The sequence below is a fragment of the Novosphingobium sp. BF6 genome (genome assembly GCF_058273105.1).
On the sequence record NZ_CM177775.1, the window covers coordinates 2,100,595 to 2,116,535 of the forward strand.

Here is a 15,941-nt window from a genome sequence, read left to right on the forward strand (position 1 = left end):
GAATGGGCAACAGGCCCCCTCGTGGAATACCCTATCGCATTGCAACAGCGAAAGTTCCCTGCCGCAAGTGGGTAAGCGATGAAATCCGACGAAGCCTCCCCGGCGTCAACAGCCAAGGAAAAGATGTCTACACCGTCTACGTCAATTCAGCCCGGAACCGACGCAAATGCGCCCTGGCAAATTCCGGGCAAGGCCTGGTGGAAGATCCTCAAGCGCGTCTACGTGATGAGCGGTTTCCATGAACTCGGCCTGCTGGCGGGCGGTCTGGCGTTCTACTGCTTCCTCGCCCTCACCCCGCTGATCGGCGCGACGGTGATGATCTACGGGCTGTTCGGCAATGTGGAGAGCGTCCATTCGCAGATGCAGAGCATCGTCGAAGTCGTCCCCCCGGAAGTCGCGAAAATGCTGGAGCAGCAACTCGTGCAAATCGTCACGACCAGTCGCGGCGTCACCGGATTCGCCCTGCTGATCGCCCTCTTCTTTGCGATATTCGGCGGCATGCGCGCGGCGAACGGCATGATGAGCGCGCTCAACATCATAAACGAGGAACGCGAGACGCGCGGCACCATCGCGCTCACTTTTCGCGCTGTCGGCCTGACCGTATCCGCCGTGTGCATCGCCCTGACCGGCGTCCTTTCCGGCGGCGTCTTCGCCTGGCTCCAGACCCAGACCAGCGTGTTCCTAGGCGATTCCACCGAGGTCCTGTTCAAGTGGCTGACCTGGATCGCCGCCGTCGCCCTTGGCAGCGCCGGTTTCGCGCTCATCATGCGCTACGGCCCCGACCGGCGTCCGGCGAAATGGCGCTGGCTGGCGCCCGGCTCGCTGCTGGCGACGCTGCTGTGGATCGCCGTCTCGTTCGGCTTCTCGCTCTATGTCGCCTACATCAGCGACTACAATGCCACTTATGGCTCGCTGTCGGCCATCGTGGTGTTCCTCATGTGGCTCTATCTCTCGGCCTACGGCGTGCTGCTGGGTGCTCTCGTCAATGCCGAGATCGAGCGGCAGACGTTCTGCGACACCACCACCGGGCCGACGCAGCCCGCCGGAGAACGCGGCGCGGTGCTGGCCGACCTGATGGACAACCGCGTGCCCTCCGCCTCCGAACTGGAACGCAACAAGCGCCGCCGGGCCGAGCAGGTGCGCCGCGAGGCCGAGTCCTAACCGATCGCCACGGAACCTCGCCGCGCGTCGAGGCGGATCAGCAGATCGGCGCGCGGCGGCATTTCCGCCAGGATCCAGCGGGTCAGGCGCTCGTAATGGGCAATGAAGCGGGCGATCCCGGCCTCGTCCATGACCCGCGCGCCGCCCCCGGCCGCGAGTTCGCGCTCCTGCTCCAGCCTCCATTCGTGGACGACCTCGAAGCCCGGCGCCGCGAGCAGGACCAGACGGTCGATCCGCGCGAACAGCCGCTGATAGGCATCGCCGAGCATGTCGTTGACATAGCGACGCCACCGACCGTCTGAATCTTCCTCGGCTTCCAGCGCGTTGACCGGACGCACGAGCTCATCCGCAGGCTGCGGGAAGGCGCCAAGGCACCAGCCTTCGAAAATCAGGACCTGAAGATCGGGACCGACGATCGGCCATTCCCGTTCCGGCAGGCGATCATCGGCGCCCTTGTCGAAACGTGGCAGCGCCACGGGCATCCCGCTTTCGAGCATGTCCAGCGTATCCAGCCCAAGCGCAATGTCATGCGTGCCCGGCACGCCGCGCGTCGACAGCAGGGGATGAACCGTGCGTGCAAGCTCCTGCCGCTCATCACGAGCAAGATAAAGGTCATCGAGCGACAGGGCAGCAGATTGCAGCCCCTCGCGCGCGCAGGCAGCGAGCACGGCCCTTGCCAGCGTCGTCTTGCCGGAGCCTTGCGATCCGCATAGCCCGATCACGACGGGACGATGGCGAGCGCCCGCCAGCGCTGAACGGACTTGCGCCATCACGGCCGCAACCACCTCCATTGCCGGACCTGCCTTTGCGGTATTCTGCTCGCTCGCCATCGTCCTTCCTCGAAATCCACGGATCGCGCGTAGCAAGCCCTCGCAGCCATGGCGAGGATCGTGACGGGCGATACCGTGCGCGGCATCGCGCCCGCGATCAGCCCCCGCGACAGTTGAAGCGATGGTCTGTCTCGGACTAGCTAAGGCACGACAATATCCGCTTGGCGGGAGGAGGACACGAAAGATGACCGACGTTCTGGGATATAGGGGCAAGCGCGTGATCGTCAGCGGATGCTTCTCCGGCATGGGCGAGGCGACGGCGCGCATGCTGGTCGATCTCGGCGCCGAGGTGCATGGCTTCGATTTCCGCGAAAGCGCCGTTCCGATGGCCTCCTTCATGCAAATCGACTTGCGCGATCCCGCCACGATCGAAGCGGCGGTGGCCGGTGTCGGCGGCAGGATCGATGCCCTGTTCAACTGCGCGGGATTGCCGGGTGGCGGCGGCTTCCCGCCGCTCGACGTCATCAAGGTCAACTTCCTCGGCACGCGTCACCTGACCGACCAGGTCGTGCCGCTGATGGGCGAAGGCGGCGCCGTGGTCTCGATCGCCTCCACCGGCGGCCTGGGCTGGAACCGCCGCATCCCGGTGCACATGCAGCTCCTCGCCACGCAGGGCTTCGACGCCGGTCTCGCCTGGTGCGAGGCCAACCCCGATCAGGTGGCGGAAGGCTATGCCTTCTCGAAGGAGGCGGTGATCGTCTGGACGCAGTTCATGGGCGCGCGGCTCATCAAGAAGGGCATCCGCATCAACTGCTCGCTGCCCTCGCCCACCCAGACGCCGATGATGGCGACCTTCCATGCGACTTCGGGCAAGGATGTGGTGGACGCCGCCGCCGAGCCGCTCGGCCGCTACACCACGCCGGAAGAACAGGCCGGGCCGCTGGTGCTCATCAATTCCCGGCTCGCGGGCGTCGTCAACGGCATCGTCATGCCGGTGGACGGCGGCTTCATGGGCGGCCTCGCTACCGGACAAGTCGATATTTCCCGGATGATGAGCAAGCAACCCGCCTGATCCTCCATTCCCTCACAAGGGTGGATGTCGCGATATCCACCCTTTTACCTATGCGTCAACCTGCTAAGCCCTCCGGCAAACGGAGAAGGATCGAAGCGCATGGACGAAGCGGTACTCTATGAAATCGACGCAGAAGGTATCGTCACCCTCACGTTGAACCGCCCGGACATGCGCAATCCGATCTCCGACCCCGAAGTGATCGAAGGCCTGCTCGGCGCGCTCGAACGGCTCGACAGCGATCCGGCGGCGCGCGTGGCGATCCTGACCGGCGCGGGCAAGGGCTTCTCCTCGGGCGGCAACATCAACGAGATGAAGCCCGGCGGCAACGTCAATGGCGGCGTGCCGACCCGCACGCGGCTCAACTACAAGCGCGGCATCCAGCGCCTGCCGCTCGCCTTCGCGGCGCTCGAAGTGCCGGTGATCGCCGCCGTCAACGGCGCCGCGGCGGGCGCGGGCTGCGACCTCACCTGCATGTGCGACTTGCGCATCGCCGGCGAGAGCGCGCGCTTCGCCGAGAGCTTCGTGAAGATCGGCCTGATCGCGGGCGACGGCGGTTCCTGGCTGCTGCCACGCGTCGTCGGCTGGTCGAAGGCGGCGGAAATGGCACTTACCGGCGATATGATCGATGCCGCCGAAGCTCTCGCCTGCGGCCTCGTCTCGAAAGTCGTGCCGGACCACCTGCTGATGGACGAAGCCCGCGCCCTCGCCCGCCGCATCGCCGCCAATCCGCCCCACGCCGTGCGCATGACCAAGCGCCTGCTCTGGGAGGGACGGCGCAGCGACCTCGCCACCGTTCTGGAAATGGCCGCCGCCATGCAGTCCGCCGCCCATGCGACCGACGACCACGCCGAAGCGGTCGAGGCCTTCCTCGAAAAGCGCAAGCCGGTCTTCAAGGGGACTTGAATTTCGATGTGATCGGTTCATATGGCGATCACATCGAAATGTGAAATTGGATTCTTGCAATGGCTGCTAATGTGATCGAACAGGTCCGCAAGCTCGTGACCGAAGGCGGCATGAGCAAGGCGGGCCTGGCCCGCGCCGCCGGACTTCACGCCAACACCCTGCGCGACTGCGCCGAACCCGAGTGGAACCCCACGGCGGAAACGCTGACCAAGCTCGAACGCTTCCTCAATGCCAACGACGACCGTCAGGTCCTCGTGCCGATCGAGGAAATCATCGACGAGGCGCGCAACGGCCGCATGTTCATCCTCGTCGACGACGAGGACCGCGAGAACGAAGGCGACCTCGTGATCCCGGCGCAGATGGCGACCCCGCAGGCGATCAACTTCATGGCCACCCACGGCCGCGGTCTGATCTGCCTGACGCTCACCAGCCAGCGCGTCGAGGAACTCGGCCTCGACCTGATGAGCCGCCACAACGGCACCCGTCACGAGACCGCCTTCACGATCTCGATCGAGGCGCGCGAAGGCGTAACCACCGGCATTTCGGCAGGCGACCGCGCGCGCACCATCTCGGTGGCGATCGACGGCACCAAGACCAAGGCCGACATCGTCACCCCCGGTCATGTATTCCCGCTGCGCGCCCGCGACGGCGGCGTGCTGGTCCGTACCGGCCACACCGAAGCAGCGGTCGACATCTCGCGCCTCGCCGGTCTCAACCCTTCCGGCGTGATCTGCGAGATCATGAAGGACGACGGCACCATGGCCCGCATGGACGACCTGATCGCCTTCGCCCGCATCCACGACCTCAAGATCGGCACGATCCGCGACCTCATCGCCTATCGCCGCAAGCACGATCGCATGGTCGAGAAGAAGAACGAGATCACCTTCCAGAGCCGCTACGGCGGCCAGTGGCTGGCCCGCAGCTACTTCAACAAGGCGACCGGCGAAGAGACGCTGACCCTCATCAAGGGCCGCATCGATCCCGAAAAGCCCACGCTGGTCCGCATGCACACCCTGTCCGTCTTTGCCGACGTGCTGGGCGAGGAAGCGACCGATCGCGGCGATCTGCTGCACCGCTCGATGGAAATGATCGCCGAAGAAGGCACCGGCGTGATCGTCGTCATCAACCGTCAGATGAACGGCGCCATCTCACGGGTCATGGACATCAAGCACCAGGTTCGTGCAGGGGAAACACCCGATATGGAGGAACTGCGCGACTACGGCGTCGGTGCCCAGATCCTGGCGGAGCTTGGCATCCACGACATGATCCTGCTCTCCAACACCCATTACTCGCTCGTCGCGCTGGAAGGCTACGGCCTCAACATCGTCGGCGAACGCCCCATCCCCGCCCCTGAAGGAGCGCATTGAAATGGCCCGTTTTCTCATCGTCGAAGCCCGCTTCTACGACCATCTCAACGACAAGCTGATCGCCGGTGCCAAGGCCGCACTGAAGGCTGCCGGTCATCAGGCCGAGGTAATCACCGTACCCGGCGCGCTGGAAATCCCGGCCGCGATCTCGCTGGCCGACGCGACCGGCGACTATGACGGCTATGTCGCCATCGGCGTCGTCATCCGCGGCGAAACCTACCACTTCGAGATCGTTGCGGGTGAATCCGCGCGCGGCATCATGGCGCTGACGATGGACGGCATTCCGATCGGCAACGGTATCCTGACCGTCGAGAACGAGGAACAGGCCCTCGTCCGCGCCGAGCCTGCGCAGAAGGACAAGGGCGGCGAAGCGGCCAAGGCGGCCATCGCGCTCTACGACCTCAAGGAAAAGTTCGCCTGATAGGGCATGCAGGGGGGCGGCTCATCCCTGCCCCTGCACTTTCTTTCGCGAAATCAATCCCCTCGCGACGAGATCCGATTGTCGTCAAGCTGTCACCCGAAGTGAATAGCCGCCGATTTTCCGTTTCTTCGAGGGCTTCAGCATGATCCAATCGCCACTCTCCCGCCGCTCGCTTATCCGCACCGGCGCCGGAGTTGCCGCAGGCACACTTGCCGCCTCGGTCATGCCCCCTGCAATGGCAGCGACTGGGTCAGCTCCCATTTCCGCCGCTCGCCAACGCCCGGCCAAGCCGCTGGTCATCGGCCATCGCGGCGCCAGCGCCCTGCGCCCAGAGCACACGCTGGCCTCCTATGCCAAAGCCATTGCGGACGGCGCTGACTTCATCGAACCCGATCTGGTCGCCACCAAAGACGGCGTGCTGATCGCCCGGCATGAAAACAACATCGCCGAAACCACCGACGTCGCCGATCATCCCGAGTTCGCTACCCGCAAGACCAGCAAGTCCATCGACGGCGAGCAAGTGACCGGCTGGTTCACCGAAGACTTCACCCTTGCCGAGATAAAGACGCTGCGCGCAAAGGAACGCCTAGGCCCGCTGCGCCCGGAGAGCCACGGTTACGACGGCCGGTTTCAGGTGGTGACGTTCGAGGAGATCGCCGATTTCGTCGCCGCCGAAGCCGCCGCCCGCGGACGCACGATCGGTGTGATCCCCGAAATCAAGCACTCCACCTATTTCGCCTCGATCGGCCTGCCGTTGGAGCAGCACTTCCTCGACCGCGTCCGTGCCAGCGCCTATCTCCGCACCGCGCCGCTGATAGTCCAGAGCTTCGAAGTTTCGAACCTCAAGTGGCTGCGCCCGCGCATCGGCGATCTCGGCAATGTCCAGCTCATGCAATTGACGGTGCCCGGCAAAGTGCGCCCTGCCGATCTCGCCGCCAAAGGCTCCGGCCCGACCTTCGACGATCTCCACACACCCGCAGGCCTCGTGGAAATGGCAACTTACGCGGACTGGATCTCGCCCTACAATCTCGCCCTGATCGCGCGCGACAAGGACAACCGCCTTGCCGCGAAGCCGAGCGATCTGATCGCCAATGCCCACAAGGCAGGACTGCTGGTTTCGACCTGGACCTTCCGTCCGGAGAACCACTTCCTTCCGGCGGACATGCGCAGCAGCGGCGGCGACGGCGCCCGCAATCCCGAGGGCAGCATCGCCGAAATCCGGCGTTATCTGGCACTTGGACTGGACGCGTTCTTCACCGACGATCCCGCAATCGGCCGCAAGGCGGTCGACGAACGCGCCTAAACTCTCCGACGCAATAAAAAAGCCCGCGAATTTCGCGGGCTTTTTTATTGGTGCGCCCGACGGGATTCGAACCCATGGCCCCCAGATTAGGAATCTGGTGCTCTATCCGGCTGAGCTACGGGCGCACTCGAGGGGCGTCCTAGCTTGCGCGGAAAGTCTTGGCAATCCGTTTACATTCACCCGTTCCAGGGGCCGTTCAGTTTGCCTGTTCGGGCGGCGTGACCGGGAACGGCAGCGGCGTAAGCGCAATGCCTTCCTCGATAAGTTCCTTGGCCTGCTCCACGCTCGCACGGCCGTGGATGGTTTCCACCTCGCGCTCACCGTAATGCATCGCGCGGGCGTCTTCGGCGAAGCTGTCGCCCACGAAGCGGCTCGACTTGAGCGCCTCGGCCTGCATCACTGCCAGCTTCTGGAGCACCTCGATCGCCTGAGGCGGCAAGGGTGCAGCCGGCACGGCAGGCGCTGGCGCCGGCAGAGACGGCGTCGCTCTTGCCGGAACTTCGGCGCGCTGGTTGCCCTTGCGCGCGAGGCGCGGCGCCTGCACCGCCTTGCCGACATCGGCCGATCCGCAGTGCGGGCAGGCGACCAGCCCCCGCTCCTGCTGGCGCGCGTAATCGTCCGAGGACTTGAACCAGCCCTCGAAGCGGTGCTGCGCGGAACGGCATTCGAGATCAAAAACGATAGGCATCGCGGCCTATTTGGCGATCTCGCGGCGGTTGGCAAGACTGGGAAGCTGCGCGCGCACTTCTGTAATTCGCGCCGGATCGAGATCGACGAAGCCCAGACCCGCCCGCTCGCCGCCCATGTCGAGCAGGATGTCACCCCAGGGATCGATCGCCAGCGAATGGCCGTAAGTCTCGCGACCGTCCTCGTGACGGCCGACTTGCGCGGCGCTGAGCACAAAGGCGCTCGCCTCGACCGCACGGGCGCGCTGCATCAGGTGCCAGTGCGCCTTGCCGGTGGGCACCGTGAAAGCGGCGGGCGTTGCGATCACGTCGCATTTGGCCCGGCCAAGCGCCTCGAACAGCGCGGGGAAGCGCACGTCGTAGCAGATCGCCAGCCCCAGCCTGCCGAGCGGGGTCTCCACCGTCACGACATCGTTACCGGGCGCATAGGCATTCGATTCGCGCCAGGATTCGCCGGTGGCGAGATCGACGTCGAACATGTGCATCTTGTCGTAGCGGGCACGGATTTCGCCGTCAGGACCGATGACGAAGGCGCGGTTGGCATAGCGCCCGTCCCCGCCCTCATCGCGGCGCACCGCCAGCGAGCCGATATGTACCCATAGCCCCTCGCGCGCCGCCGCGTCGCGTGCCGCCGCGAGAACCCGGTCCTCGGCTTCCCGCACGATATGGCCCGCTGCCCGTTCCCGGTTGCGATCGAGCAAGCCCGACATTTCGGGCGTGAACAGCATGGCCGCACCGTCTGCCCCGGCCTCGCGGATCGCGGCGACGATCGCGGCGGCATTGGCCTCGGGATCGACGCCCGAGGTCATCTGGAACAGCGCGGCGCGGCCCATCGCCGTCAGAGACCCAGCACCGGATCGAGCTTGCCAGCCCGATCGAGCGCGCTGATGTCGTCGAACCCGCCATAGGGCTTGTCGTCGACCAGCACTTGCGGAACCGTCATCGCGCCGGGAACGCGCTCGACCATCTCGGCACGCTTCTCGCCGCCCATGGTCACGTCGTATTCCTCGTAAGTCACGCCTTTGCCGTCCAGCAGCGCCTTCGCCATGACGCAGTAAGGGCAGCCCCACTTGGTGTAGATCTCGACTTTCGGCTGGCTCATCGAACTTCTTCCTTCAATCTTTTTGCGACCCTTGAAAGGGCGATCCGCTACCATATCTAGGAGTGCAAGTCATGGCCCGCCAAGGGGATGGCTTGAGAGCGAGGCGCCGCAAGTCGGGCCTCATCACACGAAGATTGCTCGAACGAGGATTTTTGTCATGAACCGTATCGATTTTTCGCCCTACCGCCGTACCATGGTCGGCTTCGACCGCCTGTTCGACATGATCGAGAACCAGGGCCGCGTGAATCCGGGCGACAAGTACCCCCCCTTCAACATCGAACGTCGCGGTGCCGATGCCTATCGCATCACGCTGGCGGTCGCAGGCTTCAAGCCCGCCGATATCGACATCACCGCGCAGGCCAACCTGCTGGTCGTCAAGGGCCACAAGCCCGAAGAACCGGCCGAGGGTGAAATGCTGCACGTCGGCATTGCCCAGCGCGGGTTCGAGCGTCGCTTCGAACTGGCCGATTATGTTCGCGTCGACGGCGCCGATCTGGCCGACGGCCTGCTGGTGATCGACCTCGTGCGCGAAGTGCCCGAGGCGATGAAGCCGAAGAAGATTTCGATCGGCGGAAACACCCTTTCCGTCGTCGAAGGCGGCGATTCCGCCGCTGCCTGAACGTTTCGATGAACTGACATGATCTGGGGGCGGTCCGGAATTTCCGGGCCGCCCTTTTTGCAGCGCGATAGCAAGGAGGCGTGACAGCCGCGCATTCCGCGCCCTAAGCTCACCGCCATCACTTCCAGCGGGCCGCTTTTCTCCATGCTTTCGATCCTGTCGGTCGTCCTGCCGATCTTTGCGCTGACCTTCGCGGGCTGGCTGACTCGGCGCCTCGGCGTGTTCGGGCCGCAATCGACCACCGAACTCAACCGCTTCGTCGTCTATCTTGCGCTTCCCGCCCTGCTCTTCGACATCGTCGCAGGTGCCCGGCCCGCAGACCTGTGGCAACCGGGCTTCGTCGCCGTCTTCGCCCTGACCACGTTCTGCTTCTTCGCGCTCACCGTGACGGTGAGCCGCGTGAAGGGCGTCGCGCTCGGCAATGCGACGATCCACGGCCTCAATGCCGCCTATTCGAATGTCGCCTTCCTCGGCTTTCCCCTCCTGCTGGCAACGCTGGGACCGGCCTCGCGAACGCTGACGCTGATCGCCACGATCAATACCGTCTGCGCCCTCTTCGCGACTTCCATCGTCCTGCTCGAATTCGGCAACCAATCCGGCGGACGGCCCTCGCTCGTATTCCTCCGGGTGCTTCAGGCGCTGTTCCGCAACCCGCTGGTGCTGGCGCCGTCGCTAGGCGCGCTGGTCATGACGAGCGGGATCGGCATCGCCCCGCCGCTGGACACGTTCCTGAAGCTGCTCGGCTCCGCTGCCAGCCCCTGCGCCCTCGTCTGCCTCGGCATGTTCCTGGCCGAGCCGCGCAAGGTCGAGCCCGGCGACACCGGCCGGACCGCCCTGCTCGTCGCGCTGAAACTCTTCGCCTATCCGGCGCTCATGCTGGTGATGGCCCGCTGGTTGATCCCGCTCGAAAAGCCGCTGCGCGATGCCGCCGTGCTGCTGGCCGCGCTACCTACGGGAACCGGACCGTTCATGCTGGCGGAACTCCACCGCCGCGAAGGCGCGCTCACCGCCCGCGTTATCCTCGTCTCGACGGTTCTGTCCGTTGCGACGGTGACGCTGCTGCTCGCCGCCCTGCGCTGAATCGAAAAGGGCGGACCATCCGGCCCGCCCTTCCCTAATTCAATTTCCCCGCGATCAGACCAGTCGGGCCTGACGCAACGCCGCCGCGATGAACCCGGCGAACAGCGGGTGCGGTTCGAAGGGGCGCGACTTGTATTCGGGGTGGAACTGTACGCCGACGAAGAACGGATGGTCCGGACGCTCGACGATCTCGGGCAGCAGGCCGTCGGGCGACATGCCGGAGAAGATCAGGCCGTCTCCTTCCAGAGTCTCGCGGTAGGAGGCGTTCACTTCGTAGCGGTGGCGGTGACGTTCCGAGATTTCGGTCGAGCCGTAGATCGAGGCGACATGGCTGTTCGGCGAAAGCTCGGCCTTGTAGGCGCCGAGGCGCATGGTGCCGCCCAGATCGCCGCCCTCGGCGCGCTTTTCGAGGCCGTCCTTGCCCATCCATTCGGTGATGATGCCGACGACGGGTTCCTCGGTCGGGCCGAACTCGGTGGAATTGGCCTTCTCGACACCCGCCGAACGGGCACCCTCGATGCAGGCCATCTGCATGCCGAGGCAGATGCCGAAGAACGGCACTTCGCGCTCGCGGGCGAAGCGGACCGAGGCGATCTTGCCTTCGGTGCCGCGCTCGCCGAAGCCGCCGGGAACCAGAATGCCGTGCATCGGTTCGAGCGCGGCGGCGATTTCCGAATCTTCCTTCTCGAAGATCTCGGCATCGATCCAGTTGACGTTGACCTTCACGCGATTGGCCATGCCGCCGTGAACGAGCGCCTCGTTCAGCGACTTGTAGGCATCCTGCAGGCCGACGTACTTGCCGACGACGCCGATGGTCACTTCCCCCTCGGGGTGCTCGAAGCGGTCGGTGATGTCGTTCCAGCGCGACAGGTCAGGCGCCTGCGACTCCATGCCGAAGTGGTGAAGCACTTCGGCGTCGAGGCCTTCCTGATGGTACTGGAGCGGCACGGCGTAGATATTCGGCGCATCGAGCGCGGGAATCACCGCCTGCGGACGCACGTTGCAGAACAGCGCGATCTTGCGGCGCTCGCTCTCGGGCAGTTCGCGGTCGGCGCGGCAGAGCAGGATGTCGGGCTGGATGCCGAGGCCGGTCAGTTCGCGCACCGAGTGCTGCGTCGGCTTGGTCTTCAGCTCACCGGCAGCCGCGATGTAGGGCACCAGGGTGACGTGGACGAAGCAGGTCTGCTCGCGGCCGAGTTCGTTGCGCAGCTGGCGCAGCGCCTCGACGAAAGGCAGGCCCTCGATGTCGCCGACGGTGCCGCCGATCTCGCAGAGCACGAAGTCGAGATCCTCGGTCTCCGTCATCGCGAAGTCCTTGATCGCATCGGTGACGTGCGGGATCACCTGGACGGTGGCGCCCAGATAGTCGCCGCGGCGCTCCTTGGCGATGATGTCCTGGTAGATGCGGCCCGAGGTGATGTTGTCCGCCTGACGGGCCGAAACGCCGGTGTAGCGCTCGTAGTGACCGAGATCGAGGTCGGTCTCGGCGCCGTCGTCGGTCACGTAGACCTCGCCGTGCTGATAGGGGCTCATCGTGCCCGGATCGACGTTCAGATAGGGATCGAACTTGCGGATCCGGACGCGATAACCGCGTGCCTGAAGCAGAGCCGCGAGGCTCGCCGCCATGAGACCTTTGCCAAGCGAGGAAACCACGCCGCCGGTAATGAAAATATGCCGCGCCATGGGAGTCGGCCCTTAAATTGCATGGGGGCACGAGCGCAAGAGCGCTGTGCCGCAATCCACAGTTCAACACAAATGAAATGCCGCCTGCCAGAGCCAGACGGCATTCCTGTTACGATGATGCGCCGGGGTGAACCCTGCCGAAAGCCAGATTACTGGCCGGCAGCACCCGAAAGCGGATCGTTGGCCGGAGCGGTTCCAGCCGGAGCCGGGCTCGCGCCACCCGCCGGAGCCGCGGCCGGTGCGGCCGCGCCGGCGAGCGGATCGGCCGGCTGTACGGGAGCGGCCGGAGCCGTCTCGCGCTGAAGGGAAGTGTCGATGTCGCGGCCGCTGGTCGTATTGACCGCCAGGGCTGCGAGCACGATCGAGAGAATCACGAAGACCGCGGCGAGGATGCCCGTCGCACGGGTCATGAAGTTGGCCGCACCGCGCGCCGACATCAGGCCCGAGGGGCTGCCGCCACCGACACCGAGACCACCGCCTTCCGACTTCTGCATCAGAATGATAACGACGAGCAGAAGCGCGACAATCGCCTGGACAACGGTCAGGAAGGTGAACAGCATCTTGCGTTTTTCTCAGTCTTTCGGGGCCGAAACCCACATCTCAAGCCGCGCAGATAGGCGCTCGTCGCCTTCTGCGCAAGTCATCAGCCGAACCCTTCCCGCGAAAGGCAGTATCCGGCGGAAATCCGTGCCTCAGTCGTTGCCCAGCAAGGCTGCGGCGCCGACGATCGCCAGGAAGCTCTCGGCGCTCAGGCTGGCACCACCGACCAGCGCTCCGCCCACTTCGGGCACGGAGAGCAGTTCGCCGGCGTTCTCCGCCTTGACCGAGCCGCCGTAGAGAATGCGCACGTCCGCGCCGCCCTCGCCGTAGATGGCAACGAGCTTCGCGCGGATCGCCGCGTGCATGGCCGCCACGTCCTCGATCGAGGGGACGCGGCCGGTGCCGATCGCCCAGACCGGTTCGTAGGCGACCGAAATCTTCTCGGGCGTGCCGTCGATCGACGGGCACGAGCCATCGAGCTGCGCGGCGACCACGGCCTCGGCGTCGCCCGCATCACGCTGCGCCTCGGTTTCGCCGACGCAGAGAATCACCGCGAGGCCCGCCGACAGCGCGGCCTCGGCCTTGGCCTTCACGTCGCCGTCGCTCTCGCCGTGGAGCGTTCGGCGCTCGGAGTGGCCGACGATGGTGAAGTCCGCACCGGCATCCTTGAGCATGGGCGCGGAAATGTCGCCGGTGAAGGCGCCGCTGTCTTCCGCACGGCAGTCCTGACCGCCGACGCCGATCAGTTCCACGGCATCGCGAATACGGTAGATCAGCGTCGCCGGCGGCGCGACCGCCACCTGCACCTTCGGGAAGCGTGCGGCAGCCCGGTCGATCGCGCGCGCCTCATTGAGCATCGCACGCGTGCCGTTCATTTTCCAATTACCGACGATGTAAGGCAGACCAGCCATGATATTGAGAAACCTTGATTTCAGAGCACGCAGATTGCTCGTCAGTCCCGCTAGGAGCGGGAATCACGAGCCGCGCTTTCCGGGCGCTGCTAGGGCACGGAGGGCTCTCTTGTCAAAATCCGTGCATTCCCGGTTCAGGCATAACTGCGGATTGAGGGCAGGAATTCGCGAGTCGCGAGGTGCTTAGCGAACCTCGGCCCGAAAGTCGGCCCAAAACTCGGCATTGCAGGATGCCCCAAGCCACCCTAAAGCCAGCCCGTTTCGCGCGTTGGCTGTCCTTATGGCGGCTCAGCCATCACTGCGACCTGAACCTGAAATTTCCACGCTGATCGGCACGGTACATGCTCTCATTCTTCCGCAACGTCCTGAAGTCCAAGATCGGCGCCGGCATTGGCCTGGCGGTGCTGGTACTCATCACGCTGGCCTTCGTCGGCGGCGATCTTACCGGCATGAACGATTCCGGCGGCATCAGCCCCGGCAAGTCGGTCGCTACGGTCGGCAAGGATAACGTGGACGAGAATGGCCTGGCCCTCGCCGCCAAGTCGGCGCTCACCCGTGTCCAGCAGCAGGACCCGACGATGACGATGAAGTCGCTCATCGCACAGGGCGGGCTGGAGCAGGTGCTCGATGAGCTGATCGACCGCACCGCCACCGCATTCTTCGGGAAGAAGATCGGCGTCGTCGCCGGAGATCGCCTGATCGACAGCGAGATTGCCCGCATTCCGGCGTTCCAGGGCGTGGACGGCAAGTTCGACCAGAGCACCTTCCGCCAGTTGCTCGCCCAGCAGGGTCTTTCGGAAAAGTCGCTGCGAGAGGACATCGCCCAGGGCCTGATCGCCCAGCAGCTGATGCTGCCCGCGCAGTTCGGCACCACGATGTCGACCTTCGCCGCCAAGCGCTACGCCGCCCTGCTCGACGAGAACCGCGCCGGTTCGGTCGTCGCCCTGCCTTCGCAGCTGTTCTTCCCTGCGGGTCAACCGAGCGATGCCGATCTCCAGGCATTCTACAAGAGCCATACCGGCGCCTTCGTCCGCCCCGAGCGCCGCGTGATCCGTTACGCCGCCTTCGGCGAAGCGGCCGTCAAGGAGGTTGCCGCCCCCACCGATGCCGAGATCGCCAAGCAGTATCAGGCGGACAAGGCGCTCTACGCCGCGCAGGACAACCGCAAGATCACCCAGCTGATCGTTCCGACCGAAGCCGCGGCCAAGGCCGTCGCCGCCGAAGTCGCAGGCGGCAAGACGCTGGAAGCGGCCGCCCAGGCCAAGGGCCTCTCGGCTGCCAAGCTTGAATTCTTCAGCAAGGACCAGCTTTCGGGCCAGTTCTCGCCCGCCGTCGCCGATGCCGTCTTCGCCACGCCTGTCGGCAAGCTTGCCACGCCGCAGAAGAGCGCGCTGGGCTGGCACCTGATCCGCGTCGAGGAAGAGCAGAAGAAGCCCGAGCGCGCCCTCGCCTCGGTCAAGGACGAGATCGCCGCCAAGCTCACCGAAGCCAAGAAGCGCGCCGCCTTCACCGATCTCCTCGCCAAGATCGAGGATGAGTTCAGCAACGGCGCCAGCCTCGTCGAAGTCGCCAAGTCGCTTGGCGCGACGGTCGAGACGACTGCGCCGATCGTCGCCGACGGCCAGGTCTACGGCAAGCCCGGCGAAACCGCTCCGGCCCTGCTGCAGCCGGTGCTGAAGACCGCTTTCGGCATGGACCAGGAAAAGCCGCAGAGCGCACAGGTCGGCGGCCAGCCCGCCACGCAGGGCGCTCCCGCCACCCCGCCGAGCTACATCGTCTACGACGTCACCCAGATCACCGCCTCGGCGCCCGCGCCGTTCAAGGAGATCGTCAACGACGTGAAGGCCGCCTGGGCGCTCGACAAGGGCGACGCCGCCGCCAAGGCCGCCGCGATCCAGATCCAGGCCCAGCTCCGTCAGGGCAAGACCGTGGAACAGGCCGTCGCCGCCGCCGGCAAGAAGCTGCCGGTCGAGCAGGTCTCGATGTCGCGCGCCACGCTGACCGCCGCACTGCGTTCGGGCCGTCAGGTTCCACCGCCGGTCTCGTTGATGTTCCACATGGCCAAGGGCACCGTGAAGGTGCAGTCGGCCGGACAGGATCGCGGCTGGTTCGTTGTGCTCCTGAAGGACGTGGTGCCGGGCAAGGTCGAAGCGCCGCAGCTCGTCGAGGGCACCCAGCGTGAACTCGGCGGCCAGCTCGGCCAAGCCTATACCGACGCGCTCGGCAAGGCGATCCGCAAGGAAGTGGGCGTGACCAAGCACGACAAGGCGATCGCCGCCGTGCGCGACCAGCTCGCCGGCTCCGCCAGCGCTGAATAAGACAA

At 65.4% G+C, this 15,941-nt stretch carries 16 protein-coding genes and 1 tRNA gene; 9 read left to right on the forward strand and 8 right to left on the reverse strand.

What is annotated here, in order from left to right:
- Nucleotides 1-123: 123 nt before the first annotated feature.
- Nucleotides 124-1,161 (forward strand): YihY/virulence factor BrkB family protein, encoded by a 1,038-nt coding sequence (locus tag AC4D6D_RS10195; RefSeq protein WP_491325194.1) that lies wholly within the window; start codon nucleotides 124-126, stop codon nucleotides 1,159-1,161.
- Here the strand turns inward: AC4D6D_RS10195 and AC4D6D_RS10200 are convergent.
- The gene (locus tag AC4D6D_RS10200) at nucleotides 1,158-1,931 is read right to left on the reverse strand and encodes a kinase (RefSeq protein ID WP_491327234.1); all 774 of its coding nucleotides are present in this window, start codon (nucleotides 1,929-1,931) and stop codon (nucleotides 1,158-1,160) included. The genes AC4D6D_RS10195 and AC4D6D_RS10200 overlap by 4 nt on opposite strands.
- Nucleotides 1,932-2,175: 244 nt before the next feature.
- Between AC4D6D_RS10200 and AC4D6D_RS10205 the strand changes: the two genes are divergently transcribed.
- The 5 genes from AC4D6D_RS10205 to AC4D6D_RS10225 all read left to right on the forward strand — a co-directional run bounded on the left by AC4D6D_RS10205 (nucleotide 2,176) and on the right by AC4D6D_RS10225 (nucleotide 6,997).
- The gene (locus AC4D6D_RS10205; RefSeq protein ID WP_491325195.1) at nucleotides 2,176-3,003 is read left to right on the forward strand and encodes a coniferyl-alcohol dehydrogenase; all 828 of its coding nucleotides are present in this window, start codon (nucleotides 2,176-2,178) and stop codon (nucleotides 3,001-3,003) included.
- A gap of 99 nt (nucleotides 3,004-3,102) precedes the next feature.
- On the forward strand, nucleotides 3,103-3,906 hold the full coding sequence (locus AC4D6D_RS10210; RefSeq protein WP_147215048.1) for a crotonase/enoyl-CoA hydratase family protein: 804 nt from the start codon (nucleotides 3,103-3,105) through the stop codon (nucleotides 3,904-3,906).
- A gap of 59 nt (nucleotides 3,907-3,965) precedes the next feature.
- Nucleotides 3,966-5,273 carry a 3,4-dihydroxy-2-butanone-4-phosphate synthase gene (ribB, locus tag AC4D6D_RS10215; RefSeq protein WP_491325196.1) on the forward strand — a complete coding sequence of 436 codons (1,308 nt, stop codon included), beginning with the start codon at nucleotides 3,966-3,968 and terminating at the stop codon, nucleotides 5,271-5,273.
- 1 nt (nucleotide 5,274) lies between these two features.
- The gene (gene ribH / locus AC4D6D_RS10220) at nucleotides 5,275-5,694 is read left to right on the forward strand and encodes a 6,7-dimethyl-8-ribityllumazine synthase (protein WP_465144720.1); all 420 of its coding nucleotides are present in this window, start codon (nucleotides 5,275-5,277) and stop codon (nucleotides 5,692-5,694) included.
- Nucleotides 5,695-5,836: 142 nt separating this feature from the next.
- Nucleotides 5,837-6,997, forward strand: coding sequence for a glycerophosphodiester phosphodiesterase (locus AC4D6D_RS10225; protein WP_491325197.1), 1,161 nt, complete (start codon nucleotides 5,837-5,839; stop codon nucleotides 6,995-6,997).
- 48 nt (nucleotides 6,998-7,045) lie between these two features.
- On the opposite strand, the gene AC4D6D_RS10230 is transcribed toward AC4D6D_RS10225, so the two are convergent.
- The 4 genes from AC4D6D_RS10230 to grxC all read right to left on the reverse strand — a co-directional run bounded on the left by AC4D6D_RS10230 (nucleotide 7,046) and on the right by grxC (nucleotide 8,785).
- Nucleotides 7,046-7,122, reverse strand: a tRNA-Arg gene (locus tag AC4D6D_RS10230).
- Between the two features lie 71 nt (nucleotides 7,123-7,193).
- A complete protein-coding gene (locus AC4D6D_RS10235) occupies nucleotides 7,194-7,685 on the reverse strand; it encodes a DUF1178 family protein (protein ID WP_147215057.1) in 492 nt (163 codons plus the stop codon).
- Nucleotides 7,686-7,691: 6 nt separating this feature from the next.
- Nucleotides 7,692-8,516 carry a carbon-nitrogen hydrolase family protein gene (locus tag AC4D6D_RS10240; RefSeq protein WP_147215060.1) on the reverse strand — a complete coding sequence of 275 codons (825 nt, stop codon included), beginning with the start codon at nucleotides 8,514-8,516 and terminating at the stop codon, nucleotides 7,692-7,694.
- Nucleotides 8,517-8,521: 5 nt separating this feature from the next.
- On the reverse strand, nucleotides 8,522-8,785 hold the full coding sequence (grxC, locus tag AC4D6D_RS10245; RefSeq protein ID WP_147215062.1) for a glutaredoxin 3: 264 nt from the start codon (nucleotides 8,783-8,785) through the stop codon (nucleotides 8,522-8,524).
- 157 nt (nucleotides 8,786-8,942) lie between these two features.
- On the opposite strand from grxC, the gene AC4D6D_RS10250 reads away from it, so the two are divergent.
- The gene (locus AC4D6D_RS10250; RefSeq protein WP_147215064.1) at nucleotides 8,943-9,404 is read left to right on the forward strand and encodes an Hsp20 family protein; all 462 of its coding nucleotides are present in this window, start codon (nucleotides 8,943-8,945) and stop codon (nucleotides 9,402-9,404) included.
- A gap of 144 nt (nucleotides 9,405-9,548) precedes the next feature.
- Nucleotides 9,549-10,484, forward strand: a complete 936-nt coding sequence (locus AC4D6D_RS10255; RefSeq protein WP_491325198.1) for an AEC family transporter — start codon at nucleotides 9,549-9,551, stop codon at nucleotides 10,482-10,484.
- A gap of 54 nt (nucleotides 10,485-10,538) precedes the next feature.
- On the opposite strand, the gene pyrG is transcribed toward AC4D6D_RS10255, so the two are convergent.
- From pyrG to tpiA, 3 genes are all read right to left on the reverse strand, one after another.
- Entirely contained in the window at nucleotides 10,539-12,167 is a 1,629-nt protein-coding gene (gene pyrG / locus AC4D6D_RS10260) for a CTP synthase (RefSeq protein WP_491325199.1), read from the reverse strand.
- 149 nt (nucleotides 12,168-12,316) lie between these two features.
- Nucleotides 12,317-12,724, reverse strand: coding sequence for a preprotein translocase subunit SecG (secG, locus tag AC4D6D_RS10265; RefSeq protein ID WP_491327235.1), 408 nt, complete (start codon nucleotides 12,722-12,724; stop codon nucleotides 12,317-12,319).
- Nucleotides 12,725-12,859: 135 nt separating this feature from the next.
- Complete coding sequence (gene tpiA, locus AC4D6D_RS10270) at nucleotides 12,860-13,618, reverse strand: triose-phosphate isomerase (protein ID WP_147215070.1); 759 nt, start codon at nucleotides 13,616-13,618, stop codon at nucleotides 12,860-12,862.
- 341 nt (nucleotides 13,619-13,959) lie between these two features.
- Between tpiA and AC4D6D_RS10275 the strand changes: the two genes are divergently transcribed.
- Entirely contained in the window at nucleotides 13,960-15,936 is a 1,977-nt protein-coding gene (locus AC4D6D_RS10275; protein WP_491325200.1) for a peptidylprolyl isomerase, read from the forward strand.
- Nucleotides 15,937-15,941: the final 5 nt, after the last annotated feature.

Coding starts and splice junctions, on each gene's coding strand:
- AC4D6D_RS10195 (WP_491325194.1), top strand. CDS start 124: ATGTCTACACCGTCTACGTCAATTCAGCCCGGAACCGACGCAAATGCG.
- AC4D6D_RS10200 (WP_491327234.1), bottom strand. CDS start 1,931: ATGGCGCAAGTCCGTTCAGCGCTGGCGGGCGCTCGCCATCGTCCCGTC.
- AC4D6D_RS10205 (WP_491325195.1), top strand. CDS start 2,176: ATGACCGACGTTCTGGGATATAGGGGCAAGCGCGTGATCGTCAGCGGA.
- AC4D6D_RS10210 (WP_147215048.1), top strand. CDS start 3,103: ATGGACGAAGCGGTACTCTATGAAATCGACGCAGAAGGTATCGTCACC.
- ribB (WP_491325196.1), top strand. CDS start 3,966: ATGGCTGCTAATGTGATCGAACAGGTCCGCAAGCTCGTGACCGAAGGC.
- ribH (WP_465144720.1), top strand. CDS start 5,275: ATGGCCCGTTTTCTCATCGTCGAAGCCCGCTTCTACGACCATCTCAAC.
- AC4D6D_RS10225 (WP_491325197.1), top strand. CDS start 5,837: ATGATCCAATCGCCACTCTCCCGCCGCTCGCTTATCCGCACCGGCGCC.
- AC4D6D_RS10235 (WP_147215057.1), bottom strand. CDS start 7,685: ATGCCTATCGTTTTTGATCTCGAATGCCGTTCCGCGCAGCACCGCTTC.
- AC4D6D_RS10240 (WP_147215060.1), bottom strand. CDS start 8,516: ATGGGCCGCGCCGCGCTGTTCCAGATGACCTCGGGCGTCGATCCCGAG.
- grxC (WP_147215062.1), bottom strand. CDS start 8,785: ATGAGCCAGCCGAAAGTCGAGATCTACACCAAGTGGGGCTGCCCTTAC.
- AC4D6D_RS10250 (WP_147215064.1), top strand. CDS start 8,943: ATGAACCGTATCGATTTTTCGCCCTACCGCCGTACCATGGTCGGCTTC.
- AC4D6D_RS10255 (WP_491325198.1), top strand. CDS start 9,549: ATGCTTTCGATCCTGTCGGTCGTCCTGCCGATCTTTGCGCTGACCTTC.
- pyrG (WP_491325199.1), bottom strand. CDS start 12,167: ATGGCGCGGCATATTTTCATTACCGGCGGCGTGGTTTCCTCGCTTGGC.
- tpiA (WP_147215070.1), bottom strand. CDS start 13,618: ATGGCTGGTCTGCCTTACATCGTCGGTAATTGGAAAATGAACGGCACG.
- AC4D6D_RS10275 (WP_491325200.1), top strand. CDS start 13,960: ATGCTCTCATTCTTCCGCAACGTCCTGAAGTCCAAGATCGGCGCCGGC.